17 protein-coding genes and 2 pseudogenes are annotated in these 15562 nt (G+C 72.0%); 10 read left to right on the top strand and 9 right to left on the bottom strand.

What is annotated here, in order from left to right:
* Window positions 1-16 precede the first annotated feature (16 nt).
* Window positions 17-634 (bottom strand): annotated as a pseudogene (locus CIB93_RS39070) (HAD family hydrolase); the annotation flags it as partial.
* Between the two features lie 169 nt (window positions 635-803).
* Between CIB93_RS39070 and CIB93_RS39075 the strand changes: the two are divergent.
* Window positions 804-917: pseudogene (locus CIB93_RS39075) on the top strand (deoxyxylulose-5-phosphate synthase); the annotation flags it as partial.
* Between the two features lie 110 nt (window positions 918-1027).
* Here CIB93_RS39075 and CIB93_RS24710 read toward each other — a convergent pair.
* Window positions 1028-2011 carry a LysR family transcriptional regulator gene (locus tag CIB93_RS24710; RefSeq protein ID WP_096629914.1) on the bottom strand — a complete coding sequence of 328 codons (984 nt, stop codon included), beginning with the start codon at window positions 2009-2011 and terminating at the stop codon, window positions 1028-1030.
* Window positions 2012-2140: 129 nt separating this feature from the next.
* On the opposite strand from CIB93_RS24710, the gene CIB93_RS24715 reads away from it, so the two are divergent.
* Window positions 2141-3052, top strand: a complete 912-nt coding sequence (locus CIB93_RS24715) for an NAD-dependent epimerase/dehydratase family protein (protein ID WP_096629915.1) — start codon at window positions 2141-2143, stop codon at window positions 3050-3052.
* Between the two features lie 38 nt (window positions 3053-3090).
* Window positions 3091-4029: an aldo/keto reductase gene (locus tag CIB93_RS24720; protein WP_096629950.1), complete on the top strand. Its 939-nt coding sequence runs from the start codon at window positions 3091-3093 to the stop codon at window positions 4027-4029.
* Between the two features lie 43 nt (window positions 4030-4072).
* Here the strand turns inward: CIB93_RS24720 and CIB93_RS24725 are convergent, their stop codons facing one another.
* Entirely contained in the window at window positions 4073-4927 is an 855-nt protein-coding gene (locus tag CIB93_RS24725; RefSeq protein ID WP_096629917.1) for an alpha/beta fold hydrolase, read from the bottom strand.
* A gap of 105 nt (window positions 4928-5032) precedes the next feature.
* Here CIB93_RS24725 and CIB93_RS24730 point away from each other — a divergent pair, with 105 nt between their 5' ends.
* The 3 genes from CIB93_RS24730 to CIB93_RS24740 all read left to right on the top strand — a co-directional run bounded on the left by CIB93_RS24730 (window position 5033) and on the right by CIB93_RS24740 (window position 6736).
* The gene (locus tag CIB93_RS24730; protein WP_096629918.1) at window positions 5033-5518 is read left to right on the top strand and encodes a helix-turn-helix domain-containing protein; all 486 of its coding nucleotides are present in this window, start codon (window positions 5033-5035) and stop codon (window positions 5516-5518) included.
* A gap of 34 nt (window positions 5519-5552) precedes the next feature.
* Window positions 5553-6260 (top strand): hypothetical protein, encoded by a 708-nt coding sequence (locus CIB93_RS24735; RefSeq protein ID WP_096629920.1) that lies wholly within the window; start codon window positions 5553-5555, stop codon window positions 6258-6260.
* A 137-nt stretch (window positions 6261-6397) separates the two neighbouring features.
* A complete protein-coding gene (locus CIB93_RS24740; protein ID WP_096629921.1) occupies window positions 6398-6736 on the top strand; it encodes a DUF2516 family protein in 339 nt (112 codons plus the stop codon).
* Here CIB93_RS24740 and CIB93_RS24745 read toward each other — a convergent pair.
* The 3 genes from CIB93_RS24745 to CIB93_RS24755 all read right to left on the bottom strand — a co-directional run bounded on the left by CIB93_RS24745 (window position 6718) and on the right by CIB93_RS24755 (window position 10729).
* Window positions 6718-8106 carry a PP2C family protein-serine/threonine phosphatase gene (locus CIB93_RS24745; protein WP_096629923.1) on the bottom strand — a complete coding sequence of 463 codons (1389 nt, stop codon included), beginning with the start codon at window positions 8104-8106 and terminating at the stop codon, window positions 6718-6720. The genes CIB93_RS24740 and CIB93_RS24745 overlap by 19 nt on opposite strands.
* Before the next feature lie 318 nt (window positions 8107-8424).
* Complete coding sequence (locus CIB93_RS24750; protein WP_096629924.1) at window positions 8425-9516, bottom strand: C40 family peptidase; 1092 nt, start codon at window positions 9514-9516, stop codon at window positions 8425-8427.
* A 427-nt stretch (window positions 9517-9943) separates the two neighbouring features.
* Window positions 9944-10729 carry an SAM-dependent methyltransferase gene (locus CIB93_RS24755; protein WP_096629926.1) on the bottom strand — a complete coding sequence of 262 codons (786 nt, stop codon included), beginning with the start codon at window positions 10727-10729 and terminating at the stop codon, window positions 9944-9946.
* A 206-nt stretch (window positions 10730-10935) separates the two neighbouring features.
* On the opposite strand from CIB93_RS24755, the gene mshA reads away from it, so the two are divergent.
* The 3 genes from mshA to CIB93_RS24770 all read left to right on the top strand — a co-directional run bounded on the left by mshA (window position 10936) and on the right by CIB93_RS24770 (window position 13922).
* The gene (gene mshA, locus CIB93_RS24760) at window positions 10936-12327 is read left to right on the top strand and encodes a D-inositol-3-phosphate glycosyltransferase (RefSeq protein WP_096629927.1); all 1392 of its coding nucleotides are present in this window, start codon (window positions 10936-10938) and stop codon (window positions 12325-12327) included.
* A 41-nt stretch (window positions 12328-12368) separates the two neighbouring features.
* Window positions 12369-12887, top strand: a complete 519-nt coding sequence (locus tag CIB93_RS24765; protein WP_096629929.1) for a YbjN domain-containing protein — start codon at window positions 12369-12371, stop codon at window positions 12885-12887.
* Between the two features lie 219 nt (window positions 12888-13106).
* Window positions 13107-13922, top strand: coding sequence for a hypothetical protein (locus CIB93_RS24770; RefSeq protein ID WP_096629930.1), 816 nt, complete (start codon window positions 13107-13109; stop codon window positions 13920-13922).
* A gap of 96 nt (window positions 13923-14018) precedes the next feature.
* Here CIB93_RS24770 and CIB93_RS24775 read toward each other — a convergent pair whose 3' ends face one another.
* Together CIB93_RS24775 and CIB93_RS24780 are read right to left on the bottom strand one after the other, a co-directional pair.
* On the bottom strand, window positions 14019-14261 hold the full coding sequence (locus CIB93_RS24775; protein ID WP_096629932.1) for a hypothetical protein: 243 nt from the start codon (window positions 14259-14261) through the stop codon (window positions 14019-14021).
* Entirely contained in the window at window positions 14258-14506 is a 249-nt protein-coding gene (locus CIB93_RS24780; RefSeq protein WP_019762208.1) for a hypothetical protein, read from the bottom strand. Before CIB93_RS24780 ends, CIB93_RS24775 begins: the two co-directional genes overlap by 4 nt.
* Window positions 14507-14850: 344 nt before the next feature.
* Between CIB93_RS24780 and CIB93_RS24785 the strand changes: the two genes are divergently transcribed.
* Window positions 14851-15159: a ligand-binding protein SH3 gene (locus CIB93_RS24785; RefSeq protein ID WP_096629933.1), complete on the top strand. Its 309-nt coding sequence runs from the start codon at window positions 14851-14853 to the stop codon at window positions 15157-15159.
* 65 nt (window positions 15160-15224) lie between these two features.
* On the opposite strand, the gene CIB93_RS24790 is transcribed toward CIB93_RS24785, so the two are convergent.
* The gene (locus tag CIB93_RS24790) at window positions 15225-15434 is read right to left on the bottom strand and encodes a hypothetical protein (RefSeq protein WP_096629935.1); all 210 of its coding nucleotides are present in this window, start codon (window positions 15432-15434) and stop codon (window positions 15225-15227) included.
* Between the last annotated feature and the right edge of the window lie 128 nt (window positions 15435-15562).

Below are 15562 nucleotides of genomic sequence, written 5' to 3' on the forward strand. Positions count from 1 at the left end.
GAGGTCCGTCGCCGAGGAAGGCGTGGATGTCCGGCAGGGCCGCGCGTAGTTCCGGATACTCCCGGTGAGCCGATGAAGTGCCTTCCTGGCCAACAGAGTTGACTGACCATACGGTCATCCCCGCCCGCAGTCCGGCCCGTATCCCCGAAGGGGCGTCCTCGATCACCAGGCAGTCCGCCGGATCGGCGCCCAGCCGTTCGGCCGCCAGCAGGTACGGAACCGGGGACGGCTTGCCCTCCGGCACCGACGCCGCGTCCACGATCACAGCGGGCAGCGGCAGCCCCGTACGGGCGAATCTGCCGCGCACCCGGTGCGCGTAGTTGGAGGTCACCAGCGCCCAGGACCCGGCGGGCAGAGCGCCGAGCAGGTCCGCGGCACCGTCGAACGCGGCGTAGGAGCCGTTGCGTACGTCCTCGTCCTCCAGCGCGTGCAGCAGGTCCAGGCAGGCCTGCGGGTCCCGGTCCGGCGCGACCTCGGCGAACGTCTCCAGGGGGCGGGTGCGCAGCGCCGTACGGTGCACGGCCTCCGGGTCGAGCCCGTGCTGCCGGGCCCAGTCGGCCCAGACCCGGCGCTGGTTGTCGGCGGCGTCGATCAGGGTGCCGTCGACGTCGAAGAGGACGCACTTCTTGGTCATGCCCGAGCTCCGTTCGGCTCTCAGCTGCCGTGGGTTCCGGGGCCATTCTGTCCGGTGGCGCGGGCGGAGCAGCAGGGCGTCGACCACGAAGTCGGCGGTGAGGTGACCCGCGCCGACGGGAACGCCGACCGGCAGCTCGCGTCAGCGCCTCGGCGGACGGGAGCCCGGCGGCGGACCCGGCTACCGGCCGCGCACCCTGCGAGAGGTGCGCGAGCGCATGACGTACGCGGAACGTACGGGCGTACCGTTCGCTCAGGCGCTGGTGCTGCACGAGATGCCGTGAGGCGTTTGGCGGCATTGGGCTCAGGACGCCGGAGCTCAGGGCGCCGGAGCTCAGGGCGCCGGAGCTCAGGGCGCCGGAGCTCAGGGCGCCGGAGCTCAGGGCGCCGGGGCTCAGGGTGGCGCGGCGAGTTCCGTCCGGCCCAGGAGCCTGGACGCCAACTCCTCGGCCAGGACGGCCGCGGGGCCACGACGGCGGCGGGAGAGAGCCAGGCCCAGGTGGCGGCGGGGGCTCGGCTCGGCCAGCGGGAGAGCGGTGAGCTCCGGGTGGGAGGCCGGCCCGGTGTCCGGGGTCGGTCCGATCTCCGGGGCCACACCGATCTCCGGGATCAGTCCGATCTCCGGAATCAGCGCGATGCCGACACCCGCGCGGACGAGCGACTGGGCGAAGTCGTAGTCCGTCGCCGTGCACGAGATCCTCAGCTCGACGCCGACGAGATCGGCGTACCCGGCGAGCTGGGAGGCCGACTTGCGGCAGCCCAGGACCCAGCGCTGGTCGGCCAGTTCGGCCAGGTGCAGTGGCTCGGGCCGCTGCCGGTAGCGGGCCGCTGCCGGATGGCCGCGCGGCAGCACGACCCGTAGCGGGTCCTCGCCGAGGGGCGTCCAGTCCAGGCCGGACCGGTCGCCGGGCCGGGCGGGCGGCGGGCCTTCGAAGTGGTAGGCGAGGGCGAGATCGGCCCGCCCCTCGCGGACGCCCGGCAGGCTCTCCTCCGGCTCCGCCTCCAGGACCGTCAGCTCCACCTCCGGGTGGTCGGCGACGAATCCGGACAGGGCGGAGGGCAGCAGCCGTCGGCCCCCGCTGGCGAAGGTGGCGATGGTGAGCGCGGTCCGCTCGGCGGTCAGCTGCTCGATACGCCTCTGGGTGTCGGCCAGTTCGGCGGCGATCGAGTCCGCGGCCTCCACCAGCAGACGGCCCGCGTCGGTCAGCGTGACGCCTCGGGTGGAACGCTCGACGGCGGGTGCGCCGAGGCCCCGCTCCAGCGCGGCGATCTGCTGTGAGACGGCCGAGGGCGTGCAGTGCAGGGCGAGGGCGGCGCGGTTGAAGCTGCCGTGCCGGGCGACCTCGCGCAGGACGGCCAGCCGTTGAACGTCGATCAATAGTTTTCCTAACGACGTGGTGCCTGGATCAACACTACCGCCGTTGACTGAGGTCGAACAGACTCACGTGGACGCCGTACGGGGACGCCGCCGTACGGAGACGCCGACGCATGGGAGAGGGGCCACGGTATGGACGTGTGCGTGATCGGGGGAAGCCGCTACTTCGGGCGGCGGCTGATCAAGGACCTGCGGGATTCCGGCGCGGCGGTGACCGTCGTGAACCGGGGCTCGGTACCCGTACCGCACGGTGTGATCCACCTGCGCGCCGACCGCGACGACGAGGCCGCGCTGCGCACCGCCCTGGCGGGCAGGAGCTTCGACGCCGTCGTCGACCAGGTCTGCTACTCACCGCTCCAAGCGGCCGTCGCCGCCCGGGTCTTCAGCGGCCGTACCCGGCGCTATGTGATGACCTCCACGGTCGAGGTGTACGCCGAGCTGGGCTGGCCGGGCGGACCGGGCCGGCCGGGCGGGGCGCCCTTCCCGGAGGCGGCCGTCGACCCGTCCGCCTGGCCGGTCGACCGTGGGCTGCCCTGGGCGGACCAGCGCTTCCTGGCGGGCCATTACGGCGAGGGCAAGCGCCAGGCCGAGGCGGTGCTCACCCGGGAGGCGCCCTTCGACGTCGCCGCCGTCCGCACCGCGCACGTCCTCGGCGGCGCCGACTTCACCGGGCGGCTCGCCCACTACGCCGAGCGGATCGGACGCGGCCTTCCGGTCGTGGTCCACGCCGCTCCGCAGCCCGCGTCCTTCATCCACGAGCCGGAGATCGCCCGCTTCCTGGCCTGGACCGCGGCGGCCGACTTCACCGGCCCCGTCAACGCGGCATCCCACGGAGCCCTGGACGTACGGGAGTTGTGCGCGGAGATCGGCCGCGCGACCGGTACGCGGCCGAGGCTGGTGGAGGGCCCGGACGAGCTGCTCTCCCCGTTCTCCTTCGACCGCTGCTATGCGATGGACACCGGCCGGGCATCCGGTCTGGGCTTCCGCTTCTCTTCCGTCACCGACTGGCTGCCGCAGGCCCTGAAGGAGCACGAAGAACGATGAAAACCAGGCCGACCGCAACGATTCCCACCGCGCCCACCATGCCCGGGGTGCCCGGGACGCCCGGCACCCGGGCCGTCGAGGGCCCCCGGACCATCGACGGCGTGGCGGTGGGCCGCATCGGCCTCGGCGCCATGCCGCTCTCCGTCGAGGGGCGCCCGCGCGAGGAGCAGGCGATCGCCACGATCCACGCCGCGCTCGACGCCGGTGTGCGGCTGATCGACACCGCCGACTGCTACCAGTGGTACGCCGGTGAACTCGGCCACAACGAACGGCTGATCGCCCGCGCGCTGGCCGCCTACGGCAGCGGCGCGGGCGAGGTGCTGGTGGCCACCAAGGGCGGTCGCGGCCGCCCGGGCGACGGGTCATGGACGGTGAACGGCGACCCGCGCCACCTGCGCCGGGCAGCCGAGGCCTCGGCTGCCCGGCTCGGCGTGGAGGCCATCGGCCTCTACCAGCTGCACAAACCGGACCCGTCGGTCCCCTTCGCCGAGTCGGTCGGCGCACTGCGGGACCTGGCCGACGCCGGCACGATCCGGAGGGTCGGCCTCTCCAACGTGGACCGCGAGCAGATCCGTACGGCACGCGAAATCCTCGGCCCACGCCTGGTCGCCGTACAGAACCGCTTCTCCCCGCTGCACCGCTCCACCCGGGACACCCTCGACATGTGCACCGAACTCGGCCTGGCCTTCCTGCCGTGGAGTCCGCTCGGCGGCATCTCGCCCAGCGCCGTCGACGCCCCGGGAGCCACCGTGCCGCCCGGAGAGACCCCCTTCCACGCCGTCGCCCGCGCCCGCGGTGTCAGCCCGCAGCAGGTCTGCCTGGCCTGGCATCTGGCGCAGTCCCCGGTCGTGATTCCGATCCCGGGCGCCCGCAGGCCCGCCTCCGCCCGCGACTCGGCCGCGGCGGCCGGTCTCACGCTGTCGGGGGCGGAGGTGGCGGCCCTGTCCCGTACGAGGGAGGACACGACTGGGCTCTGACACCTCTCCTGCCTTCCGGCCCGCCGGACTCGGCGCGGAGCGATCAGAGCTCTGCGAGGCTCGCGAGCAGCTCGGCGGCGGGCTTCGGGCGGGCGAGCCAGCGCAGGTGGCTTCCTTCCAGCGTCCGGACGTCGAAGGGGTTGTCCGGGGTGAGCGCGTCCGCTTCGCGGATCATGCGGTCCTGCACGGCGGGCGGCAGGCTGGCGTCGGCGGTCAGGCGGACGTAGGTCCGGGGAATCCGGCCCCAGGTGGCCGCCTGCGCCCGGTCGGCGGACGTGCCGGCGTCGAGGTTCTCGTCGGGCTGGAAGGTGTTCAGGAAGGTCCGGAACTCGTCGTCGGTGAGGTCGGCGGCGAAGGCGTGGCGGAACGCGGCGAGCGCATCCGGGTCGGCGGTCCGGAAGTTGGTGCGGATCAGGCCGAGCTCGACCGGATTCCCGGCGACTGCCGGAGCGAAGGCGGCCGGGTCCACGTCCGCCATCTCCGGCTCCGCGTAGTAGTCGCCGACGGGCAGGTCGACCGGGCACCAGGCGGAGACGTACACGATGCGGTCGACCAGGTCGGGTCGCTGGTTGCCGACCGCGGTGACCGTGACCCCGCCCCGGCTGTGGCCTACGAGGACGGTGGGCCCGTTCCGCCGGGCGCGTTCCAGGACGTCGATCACCCGGGCGGCGTTGTCGGCGAGGGTGACCCCTTTGATGCCACCCGGTTCAACGGCGAGCGCCCCGAGATCCTGAGGCGCCTGGTAGGCCGCGGGAAACGTGGCCTCGAACCCGTGCCCCGGAAGATCGACCGCGGCCGAACGGTGTCCGAGCAGGGCGAGTTCGGCCTGGAGCGGCGCGAAGGAGAACGAGTTCGCGAAGGCTCCGTGGACAAGGACGAAGGTCGGGAGAGTCTGCATGCCCCAGGCTCCAACGGAATGATCTTCGACGGCAAGGCCGTGGCGCGCGACACTATTGCAAGCATGTGCTTGCAATAGTTAGCAGAGATGTTGCACTATCGAGTCATGGCATCACTCAACGTCGGCAATCTCGGTGAGTACCTGCGGGAGCAGCGCCGTGCGGCGCAGCTCTCGCTGCGGCAGCTCGCCGATGCCGCCGGGGTGTCGAATCCGTATCTCAGCCAGATCGAGCGCGGGCTGCGCAAGCCCAGTGCGGACGTGCTCCAGCAGGTCGCCAAGGCGCTGCGGATCTCGGCCGAGACCCTCTACGTGCGTGCGGGGATTCTCGACGAGCGGGAGCGGGAGGAGCTGGAGACGCGGGCCGTCATTCTGGCCGATCCCTCGATCAACGAGCGGCAGAAGAACGTCCTGCTGCAGATCTATGACTCCTTCCGCCGCGAGAACGGCTTCGTCCCCGAAGCCGAAGCCGAAGCCGATGCTGACGTCGGCGCGGACGTCGGCGCGGCCGCCGACGCTGACGCGGACATGGGCGTCGACACGGGCGCGGACGCCGGTGCGGACGCCAGGAAAGACCACGACCCTCACAGCTAGCAGCTGGTTCTGATGATCCGGGAGGACCACAGTCATGGCCATCACCGATGACCTGCGCAAGACCCTCACCGACCCCACTCCCCTCTACTTCGCCGCAGGCACGGCCGACCTGGCCGTGCAGCAGGCGCGCAAGGTTCCGGCGCTGATCGAGCAGCTGCGGGCCGAGGCGCCCGAGCGGATCGACGCCGTCCGCAACACGGACCCCAAGGCTGTGCAGGAGAAGGTGACCACGCAGGCCAAGGAGGCCCAGGCCACCGTGCAGGCCAAGGTCACCGAGGTGTTCGGATCGTTCGACGCCGCCGACCTGAAGAAGCTGGGCGAGACCGCTCAGGACCTGGCGCTGCGCAGTGTGGGCGTGGCCGCCGAGTACGCGATCAAGGCCCGGGAGACGTACGAGAAGGTCGCCGAGCGCGGCGAGCAGACTGTGCGGACCTGGCGCGGCGAGACGGCCGAGGAGATCGTCGAGATCTCGGCCGTCGTCGAGGCCGAGCCGAAGGCCGCGCCCAGGAGCGCCGCGCCCAGGTCCGCCGCGCCCAGGTCCGCCGAGCCGAAGGCCGCCCCGAAGAGCGCTCCCGCGGCCGGTGCCGCCAAGCCCGAATCCGCCGAGCCCGCGCCCGTGGAGTCCGTAGCAGTCAAGTCCGACGAGCCGAAGGCCGCGGCCGCCGAGGCCAAGGCCGCCAAGAAGACGCCCGCCCCGCGCAAGCCCGCGGCCAAGAAGACCCCGCCGCCCGCCGGCACGTGACCCCGGAGGGTCATTCCGCGCCCCGGTACGCGTGACCGGGGCGTGGGGCGGGCACCTTTACCGGTGGCCGGATCGTTGTCCCGGTACCGTGGCCCACTCGGCCGCAGGGCGTTCATCCACTCACTAGGCGGTACACCATGTTGCTCTCAGGATTCGGCACGATCCTCCAGCTGCTCTATCTGGCGATGCTGGTGCTGGCTGTGGTCGCGTTCGTCTTCGCGGCGACCGCCCGGGAGGACGCCTACCGCGCCGCCGACAAGAAGAGCAAGTCGTTCTGGCTGATCATTCTCGGCGTCGCCGTCGCCGTGAACCTGCTCATCCCCATGCTCTTCCTCCAGATCGCCGGCCTCATCGCGTCGATCGTCTTCATGGTCGACGTACGGCCCGCGATCAAGGAAGTCTCGGGCGGCGGCGGTGGCCGCCGGGGCGGGTCCAGCAGCGACGGCCCGTACGGCCCCTACAACGGCGGGCGCTGAGCGCCCAGGGGGCGCCCGGCCACGGGTGACGCGGGGCGGGAGCGCGGTGCGCTGCCGCCCCGCCGTCGTGTCCGCTCCGGGTCCCGGCCCAGCAGCAGTACCGCCACGTCGTCCGTCAGCTCGCCACCGTTCAGCTCCCGGACCTCGGTGACCGCCGCCTCCAGCAGCTCCTCGCCCGCCAGGCCCTGCTCCAGCCGCTCGTTGACCATGGCGACCATGCCGTCCTGGCCGAGGCGCTCGCTGCCGCCCGTCCCCACACGGCCCTCGATCAGGCCGTCCGTGTACATCATCAGGCTCCAGGACCCGCCCAGCTCGACCTGCCTGCGCGGCCACCTCGCCCGGGGCAGCAGACCCAGTGCCGGGCCGCCGTCCTCGTAGGGGAGCAGCCGGGCCGGCTGCCCGTGGCGGGCGAGCAGCGGGGCGGGGTGACCGGCCAGGCACAGCCCGGCCCGGCGCCCGTCGGGCGCGATGTCGACGGTGCAGAGCGTCGCGAAGATCTCCTCGCTCTGCCGTTCGTGCTCCAGCACCTGCTGGAGCGTGGACAGCAGCTCGTCCCCGCACAGCCCGGCCAGGGTCAGCGCCCGCCAGGCGATCCGCAGCTCGACGCCGAGCGCCGCCTCGTCCGGGCCGTGCCCGCAGACGTCGCCGATCATCGCGTGCACCGTGCCGTCCGGGGTGCGCACGGTGTCGTAGAAGTCGCCGCCGAGAAGGGCGCGGCTGCGGCCGGGGCGGTAGCGGGCGGCGAAGCTCAGGTCGGAACCGTCCAGCAGGGGGGTGGGCAGCAGGCCGCGTTCCAGGCGGGCGTTCTCCTGGGCGCGCAGCCGGGACTCGGTCAGCTGGTGCTGAGCGATGTCGGCGCGCTTGCGCTCCACGGCGTACCGGATGGCCCGGCTCAGGACGCGCGCGTCCAGCTCGCCCCGGAAGAGGTAGTCCTGCGCCCCGACCCGTACCGCCTCGGCCGCCAGCTCCGTGTCGTCCCGCGCGGTGAGCGCGAGCACCGCGTGCAGCGGGGCGATGCGGAGTACGTGGGTGAGGGCCGCCAGCTCGTCGGCCCGCCCGGAGACGGGCTCGGGCCGTTCGGAGGCGGGCTGGGGCCGCTCACCGGCGTCGGGGGCCGCCGGTCCCGCGCCCGTGACCGGCAGCGCGAGGTCCAGCAGGATGCAGTCGACGTCGTCCGTGAGTAGCCGCCCGGCCTCGGTGAGGTTGCGGGCGGTACGGATACGGACCCGGGTTCCGGCAGCTGCCGAGAGCTCGGGGACGGTGATGGTGGTGCCCGCCGGGTCGTCCTCGATCACCAGCAGGGTGAGGTCGGCGCCATGGGTGGTCTCCGCAGCGGGAACGGCGCGTTGCTGCGGTACGGGTACGGGCATCGGTTCGGGTTTCCTTCCCTCCCCCGAGGGTGCGGCGGAACGCCGATCGACGCACCGCCAGTCGGGGACGATAGCGGCACACGGCGGGGGAACGGAATGGCACGCGGAAAGCGGCCGCTGTCATATGCGGCGCCATAAGCCGCGTCCTGACACGGATCCGGCGCGATGGGCCGTCGTACGGGCCGGGAAGGGCCCATGACGAACATCACCCGCCCGTGAACGGCCGCGTGGCCCGGCTCACATGAGCAGGGAGCCACCGCTCACGACGGCTGCACGCTGCTTGCTGCGCCTACTCGTTGGGCTCGATGCCTGCTGCGCCTACTTGTCGGGGCGGACCACGCCGAGGATCTTCATCGAGCCCGCGCCCGCCAGCGTGACACTGCGGCCGGGGCGCGGGGAGTGGACGATCGCGCCGTCGCCGACGTACATCCCGACATGGCTGGCGTCGGCGTGATAGATGATCAGGTCGCCGGGGCGCATGTCCCGGATGTCGATGCGCGGCAGCAGCCGCCACTGCTCCTGCGAGGTGCGCGGGATCGGCCGCTTCGCGGCCAGCCACGCCTGGGACGTCAGGCCCGAGCAGTCGTACGAACCGGGGCCCTCGGCTCCCCAGACGTACGGCTTGCCTATCTGCGCGGTCGCGAAGGCCACCGCGGCTTGGCCGGCCTTGCTCGCCTCGCCGCTGACCTCCTTGATCGCGCCGGAGGAGAGCCAGGCGGTCTGCGCCTTGTTCGCGGCGTCCTGTTCCAGCTGGCGCAGCCGGTCGCGCTCCTTCTTCTCCAGCTGCGACTCAAGCTTCTTCGCCGCCGCTATCTGGGCGTTGATCTTCTTCTTGGCCTTGGCCTGCTTGACCCGGTTCGCTTCCAGCTTCTCCCAGTTGGCGCTGGCGTCCTGGGTGTACAGCTCCAGGTCCTTCTGCGTCTGGTTCAGCTCGGTCAGGAGCGACTTGGACGCCTGCTGGCTCTGCCGGACCTTGTTGATCCCGTCGAGGAAGAGCTTCGGGTCGTTGCTGAGGGCCAGCTGGGCGCCGGGCGGCAGACCGCCGTTGCGGTACTGCTCGCGGGCCTGGGCGCCCGCCCGGTCCTTCAGCGCGGCGATGCGCGCCTGGCCGTCGACGATCGCCTTGGCCAGCTTCACGATCTCGCCGGACTGCTTCTTCGTCTGCTCCTCGGCGAGGTTGTACGCGTCCGTCGCCGCGCCCGCCTTCCGGTACAGCGTCTCGATCTGCTCGCGGACCTTCTCCAGGTCCGCGTTGGAGTACCGGGAAGGAGAGGAGTCGGCCGGGGAAGAGGCGGCCGGGGACGGCGAAGGGTTCGGAGCCGGGGCGGCCATGGCCTGAACCGGGGCCGTCAGCAGGGCCAGCGCACAGACCAGCGTGATCGCGGCAGTGGCACAGTGGCGTCGGTTCACGAGCTCCCCCTCCGGGTCGGTTCTCCGGGCTCGCCTCCAGGTGAAGGCGACTCAGTCGATATTGGCGGCAACGGCAGCAATGACAGCGATGACAGAGGTGGCGGCAATGACAGCGATGGCGGGCAATTCCGGCAATGGTGACAATCAAGCTGAATGCGAGAAAGGCAACCGAAGCCGGGTAACGCACATCTGACTTACCGTCAGTAACTTTTCGGCAACGTCGCGATCGTGCCATGTCGCCTCGTAAAGCAACAGAGGCAGGCGCCACCTGTCGCGTCACATACCGCCTGTTCCGGGGCACTTCGCCCCACGGGTGGCGCCGCGCGTGCCCGATTCCGTCCTTCGTCCCCCCTCCCCATCACAAGGGACGAACGATGATCCCCCGGCGTTCCCGGAACGGGCTGGTTCCGTCCTTTCGGGCGGTTGTTCAGTGGCCGCCCGGCCGCAGGGCGTCCCACGCCACCGTGACCTCGCCCTGGCGCCACCGTCGTACCCCGTCCGTCACCGGCCAGTCGACCGCCACCGCCCGCACCGCCGCGATCCAGCGCTGCCGGGCGCCGAGCGAGGCGTAGGGGGAGGCCGCCGCCCAGGCCCGGTCGAAGTCCCGCAGGAAGGCGTGGACCGGTTCGCCCGGGACGTTGCGGTGGATCAGCGCCTTCGGCAGGCGCTCCGCCAGGTCCGAGGGGCGGTCCAGCGAGCCGAGCCGGGTGGCGAAGGTGACCGTGCGCGGGCCTTCGGGCCCCAGGGCCACCCAGACGTGCCGCCGCCCGATCTCGTCGCAGGTGCCCTCCACCAGGAGCCCGTCCGGGGCGAGGCGGGAGCACAGCCGCGCCCAGACCTCGGCGACCCGCTCCTCGTCGTACTGGCGCAGCACGTTCGCCGCCCGGATCAGCGTGGGCCGGACCTCCAGCGGGATCTCGAAGCCGCCGTGGACGAAGGTGAGGCCCTCGCGGGCGTACGGCTGCGCGGCGGCGACCCGCTCCGGGTCGATCTCGATGCCCGCCACCGCGGTGCGCGGTTCGGCGGTGCGCAGGCGGTCCAGCAGCTCCACGGCGGTCCAGGGGGCGGCCCCGTACCCGAGATCGGCGGCCACGGGGGTCGCGGCGCGGCGCAGGACCGGGCCGTGCGCGGCGGCGATCCAGCGGTCCATGCGGCGCAGCCGGTTCGGGTTGGTCGTCCCGCGGGTGGCGGTGCCGATGGGGCGCTGGCGCATGCGTCGAGCGTATGCGACGAGGTGAGAGGGGTGCTCACCGCACGATGCGCCTCCCGGCGACGTGGCGGGGCGCGCCGCCCGGCAGCGTAATGATTTGGCAAAGCGGAAATGAAAGGCGGCCTTCCGCTGTTCTCGCCCTTCGGAGGGGCCCTACGCCCCTCCCCACGGCATGCCCCGTGAGGCCCTGAGCGAGGAGGACCGACGACGTGAGCCAGTACGTCTCCCGGCTCGGCTCCGCCCGCTCCGCGGCGCGCATCCGCTTCCCCGGCGGTTTCCCCGGGTCCTCCCGCAGGCCGCGCCGCATCGCGATGCTCTCTGTGCACACGTCCCCGCTGCACCAGCCCGGTACGGGCGACGCGGGCGGGATGAACGTGTACATCGTCGAGCTGGCCAAGCGGCTCGCCGCGATCAATATCGAGGTCGAGGTCTTCACCCGGGCGACCACCGGCTCGCTGCCCCCCGCCGTCGAGCTGGCCCCGGGCGTTCTGGTCCGGCATGTCGACGCCGGGCCGTACGAGGGGCTCGCCAAGGAGGACCTGCCCGCCCAGCTCTGTGCCTTCACGCACGGCGTGATGCAGGCCTGGGCCGGTCAGCGCCCCGGCTACTACGACCTCGTGCACTCCCACTACTGGCTCTCCGGCCAGGTCGGCTGGCTCGCCGCCCAGCGCTGGGGCGTCCCGCTCGTCCACGCCATGCACACCATGGCCAAGGTCAAGAACGCCGCGCTCGCCGAGGGCGACACCCCCGAGCCGCCCGCCCGCGTCATCGGCGAGACCCAGATCGTGAACGCCTCCGACCGGCTGATCGCCAACACCGCCGAGGAGGCCGCCGAGCTGGTCCGCTTCTACGACGCGGACCCGGCCGCCGTCGCCGTCGTGCATCCCGGCGTCAACCTGGACCGCTTTCGCCCCTTCCCCAAGGGCTCCGACACGTTCCGTCCCGGGGATGCCCCATCCGCCCGCGCCGCCGCGCGGGCCCGCCTCGGCCTGCCGCAGGACGCGCTGATCCCGCTCTTCGCGGGCCGCATCCAGCCGCTGAAGGCCCCCGACGTGCTGCTGCGCGCGGTGGCGGTGCTGCTGGACCGGGACCCGTCCCTGCGCTCCCGGATCGTGGTGCCCGTGGTGGGCGGGCCCAGCGGCAGCGGGCTCGCGAAGCCCGAGGGGCTCCAGAAGCTGGCCGCCCGCCTCGGCATCGCCGACGTCGTACGCTTCCACCCGCCGGTGGGCCAGGACCGGCTGGCGGACTGGTTCCGGGCCGCGTCCGTGCTGGTCATGCCGTCGTACAGCGAGTCCTTCGGCCTGGTCGCCATCGAGGCCCAAGCGGCCGGCACCCCGGTCGTCGCGGCGTCCGTCGGCGGACTGCCGGTGGCGGTACGCGACGAGGTCAGCGGCTTCCTGATACCGGGGCACGAGCCGGAGGCGTACGCCCGCGCGCTCGGGCGGTTCGCGGACGCGCCGGAGCTCGTCGAGCGGATGGGGGCGGCCGCGGCGGCGCACGCCCAGTCCTTCGGCTGGGACACGGCCGCCTCGGCGACCGCCGACGTGTACACGGCCGCGCTGACCGACCACCGCCGCCGGGCGCGTACACACCACGGCTGAGCCCATCTGCCGCCCGTCCGGGGCTGACGTACGCTCGTCGCATGGCTGACGTACCCGACGAAACAGCAGCGGCCCAGGTCATCGAGGCGACGCTGAACGATGCCGGGCTCGCCTGGGAGAGCCCCGCGCCCGGCAACTACGTGGTGACGCTGCCCGGCACCCGCAAGCTGTCGACGACCTGTTCGCTCATCGTCGGCAAGCACTCCCTCTCGCTCAACGCCTTCGTCGTCCGCCACCCCGACGAGAACGACGCCGGGGTGCATCGCTGGCTTCTGGAGCGCAACCTCCGCCTCTTCGGCGTGAGCTACGCGATCGACCCGCTCGGCGACGTCTACCTGGTCGGCAAGCTGCCGTTGTCGGTGGTCACCCCCGAGGAGCTGGACCGGCTGCTCGGTACGGTGCTGGAGGCGGCCGACGGCGCGTTCAACACCCTCCTGGAGCTCGGTTTCGCCGACTCGATCCGCAAGGAGTACGAGTGGCGGGTGTCGCGGGGGGAGTCCACGCGGAACCTGGACGCCTTCAGCCACCTGATCCAGCGTCCGTCAGGCGGCGCCTCGTAACGGCGTGGGCAACGGCAACTCCGGTACACGGGGGCGGCGCCGCCCGTACGTTCACCGGGTGATCACATCAGAATCACGATCACGGGGGAGTGCCATCGGGTGAGCCATCGCTCGGGCGTTCGATCGTAAAGTGGGGATCACTGCGACGGCCCGTCCCAGGCGGCGTCGAAGTGCCGTACGGGGGAAGGGCGGTTGCTCCCCGAACCGGAGAGAAGAACCATGCGCGCCACTGCCGTACGCCGTACCGCCCTCGCCGCCTGCGCGGCGTCCCTCGCCCTGCTGGCCACCGCCTGCGGCGGTTCGTCCGACGCCGACGCGGGCGACGGGAAGAACGACAAGGGCGGTGCCGCGAACGGCAGCAGCTCGGCTCCGGAGGCCCCGGCCCCGGCCAAGGCGCTCACCGCCGCCGAGCTGGAGAAGGCGACCCTCGCCCAGGGTGATGTGGAGGGCCACAAGGTTGCCAAGGCGGGCCCGGGCGACGAGGTCCCGGCGGACGCCGTCAAGGTCGACAAGGAGGCCTGCCTTCCCGTGGCCCACGCCATGTACGGCGTGGCGCAGGAGGGTTCGGTGGCCACCACGAAGCGCAAGGTCGTCAGCGAGCCGAAGGCCGACGGCAAGAAGCCGCTGGAGGAGCTGACGGACGGCGGGGTCGAGGACGCGCTGAAGGCCGCGTTCGACCTGACGTCCACGTTCGTCGCGCTGACCTCGTACGACAAGACGGCGGGCCCCGACGCGTTCGCCGCGCTGAAGAAGGCCGCAGTGGACTGCGCGGGCGGCTTCACCGTCACGACCGCAGGAGTGCCGACGAAGGTCGCCTCGATCGCGGACGAGAAGGTCAGCGGTGGCGACGAGTCGGCGGCCTGGACGGTCACGGCCGAGGACGACGGCGACACGGTCCCGTTCAAGCTGGTGGCGCTGCGCAAGGAGGGCACGGTGGCGACGTTCTACGCCTTCAACCTGGCGGCCGGGGGCGGCGGTTCGAAGTTCGAGGTGCCGACGGAGGTCGTGGCGGCGCAGGACAAGAAGCTGGCCTGACGCGCACGACCGAACGCGCGCCCCTGCCCCTCCGCCCTCTGCCTCTACCCCTGGATCCCTGTTTCCTGCCCTGGCCCCTGCCCCTGCCCGTGCTGCTCAGGGCAGGGGCACGAGCCGGACGACGGTGACGGTCAGGACGGACCGGGAGACGTAGTAGAGGACGATGGCCCCAGAGACGGTCGCCTCGCGCCGGTCCCGCTCGCTCTTGACGGCGGACGAGGCGTGTCCGTACGGCTCCTGACCCAGCGTGCGGGCCATCTCGTCGCGGAAGGACTCGCCGTCCCGCATCTTGGCCAGGGTGTCGTCCGCGGGCGGGGCGTAGGAGATGCGGAAGCTCAAGCGACGCTCCGCCTCTCGGCCTCGTCCTGCGCGAGCCGGTCCAGAATCCGTTCCGCTTCGGGGTCGGGGACGGCCTCCAGCATCCAGTGGCGCATGACGGCCTGGATCTCGTGCACCCCGGCCTCGTTGATCGCGAGGTCGAACTCCTCGCGTCTCTCCTCGGGCAGCGCGGCCCGGATGTCCGGGATGCTGTTGGGCACCTCGACTTCGGTACCGCCGACGAAGGTCTTCAGAGACTCGCCCATGATCGCTCTCCCCGATCTCCTTGCCCTGGAGGCACCGCGCTTCGCCGTCGCGGCCGGCAAGGCCGCTGCTGGGACAACCGTAGTACGCGGCACGGACAGTTCGGCCTCGCCGCACCTCCCGGATGGGCGTACACATGCGCGCCACGGCCTCTGGTCCGCCCCCGGGTCTCCCGGTCCCTCCCCGGCTCGTCCTAGTGACGACTGCCGCGACGCAGAAAAGGATCTTCCTTCGTGTCCGATGGGGTACGTTTCAGCCGTCCCCGTTTTTGATCTTGAAAGGAATCTGACGCACGCTTACGAACTGGAAGAGGACGGCAGCCGCGAGTGTCTCCGCGATAGCGGTCATGGGTATGGCGGCAGGCCCCGCCAGCGCCGCCGCGGCACCGTCGGCCGCGCCCCGCGCCGCCGCGAAGTGCTACATCCACAACTGGACGGGCACAACCCTCAACGTGCGCCAGGGCCCCGGGACGGCCTTCAAGACGATCGGGACGATCCTCAAGGGCGGCAAGCTGCCCTGCGGCGTCAACGGGGACAGCGGCACGAGCGGGGGCAAGTACACCTCGTGCGGTGGCGGCAGCTGGTGGCTGACGGTGAAGAGCAACAAGCAGGACGGCTGGGTGGCCGGGGAATGTGTCGCCATCGGCGCCAGCTGATTGCGTGACACCTGCTCGCTCGCACCGGTGAGTGGCAGGGAGTGGGAGGGACGTGCGTATGCGTATCAGGCATCGGTCACGGCAGCGTCCGAGAGGCGTTCCCTTCGCCGCTTGACCAGATGGCCGACGAGAAGCCACACGGCGTAGGCGCCGGTCGCCGCGGCCATCAGCCGGATGTACACCGGGCTGCCGGAACTCGCCGCCGTCCAGAGGCCCGACGCGGTCAGCACCCCCACGTACCCGGGTGTGTCGACGGACGTCTGCTTCTTGGCCATGGCCCCTCCCCTCACCTCCTAATGATGTTGTCAAGCCGCGACCGTGACAGGGAGTTCGCGTTGGAAGCACCGTCCGTCACGTATCAGGGCCCACAGGACGTTGACCCGTCGTCGGGCCAGCGCGAGGA

Source organism: Streptomyces sp. WZ.A104 (assembly GCF_002382885.1).
Taxonomy (GTDB): Bacteria; Actinomycetota; Actinomycetes; order Streptomycetales; family Streptomycetaceae; genus Streptomyces.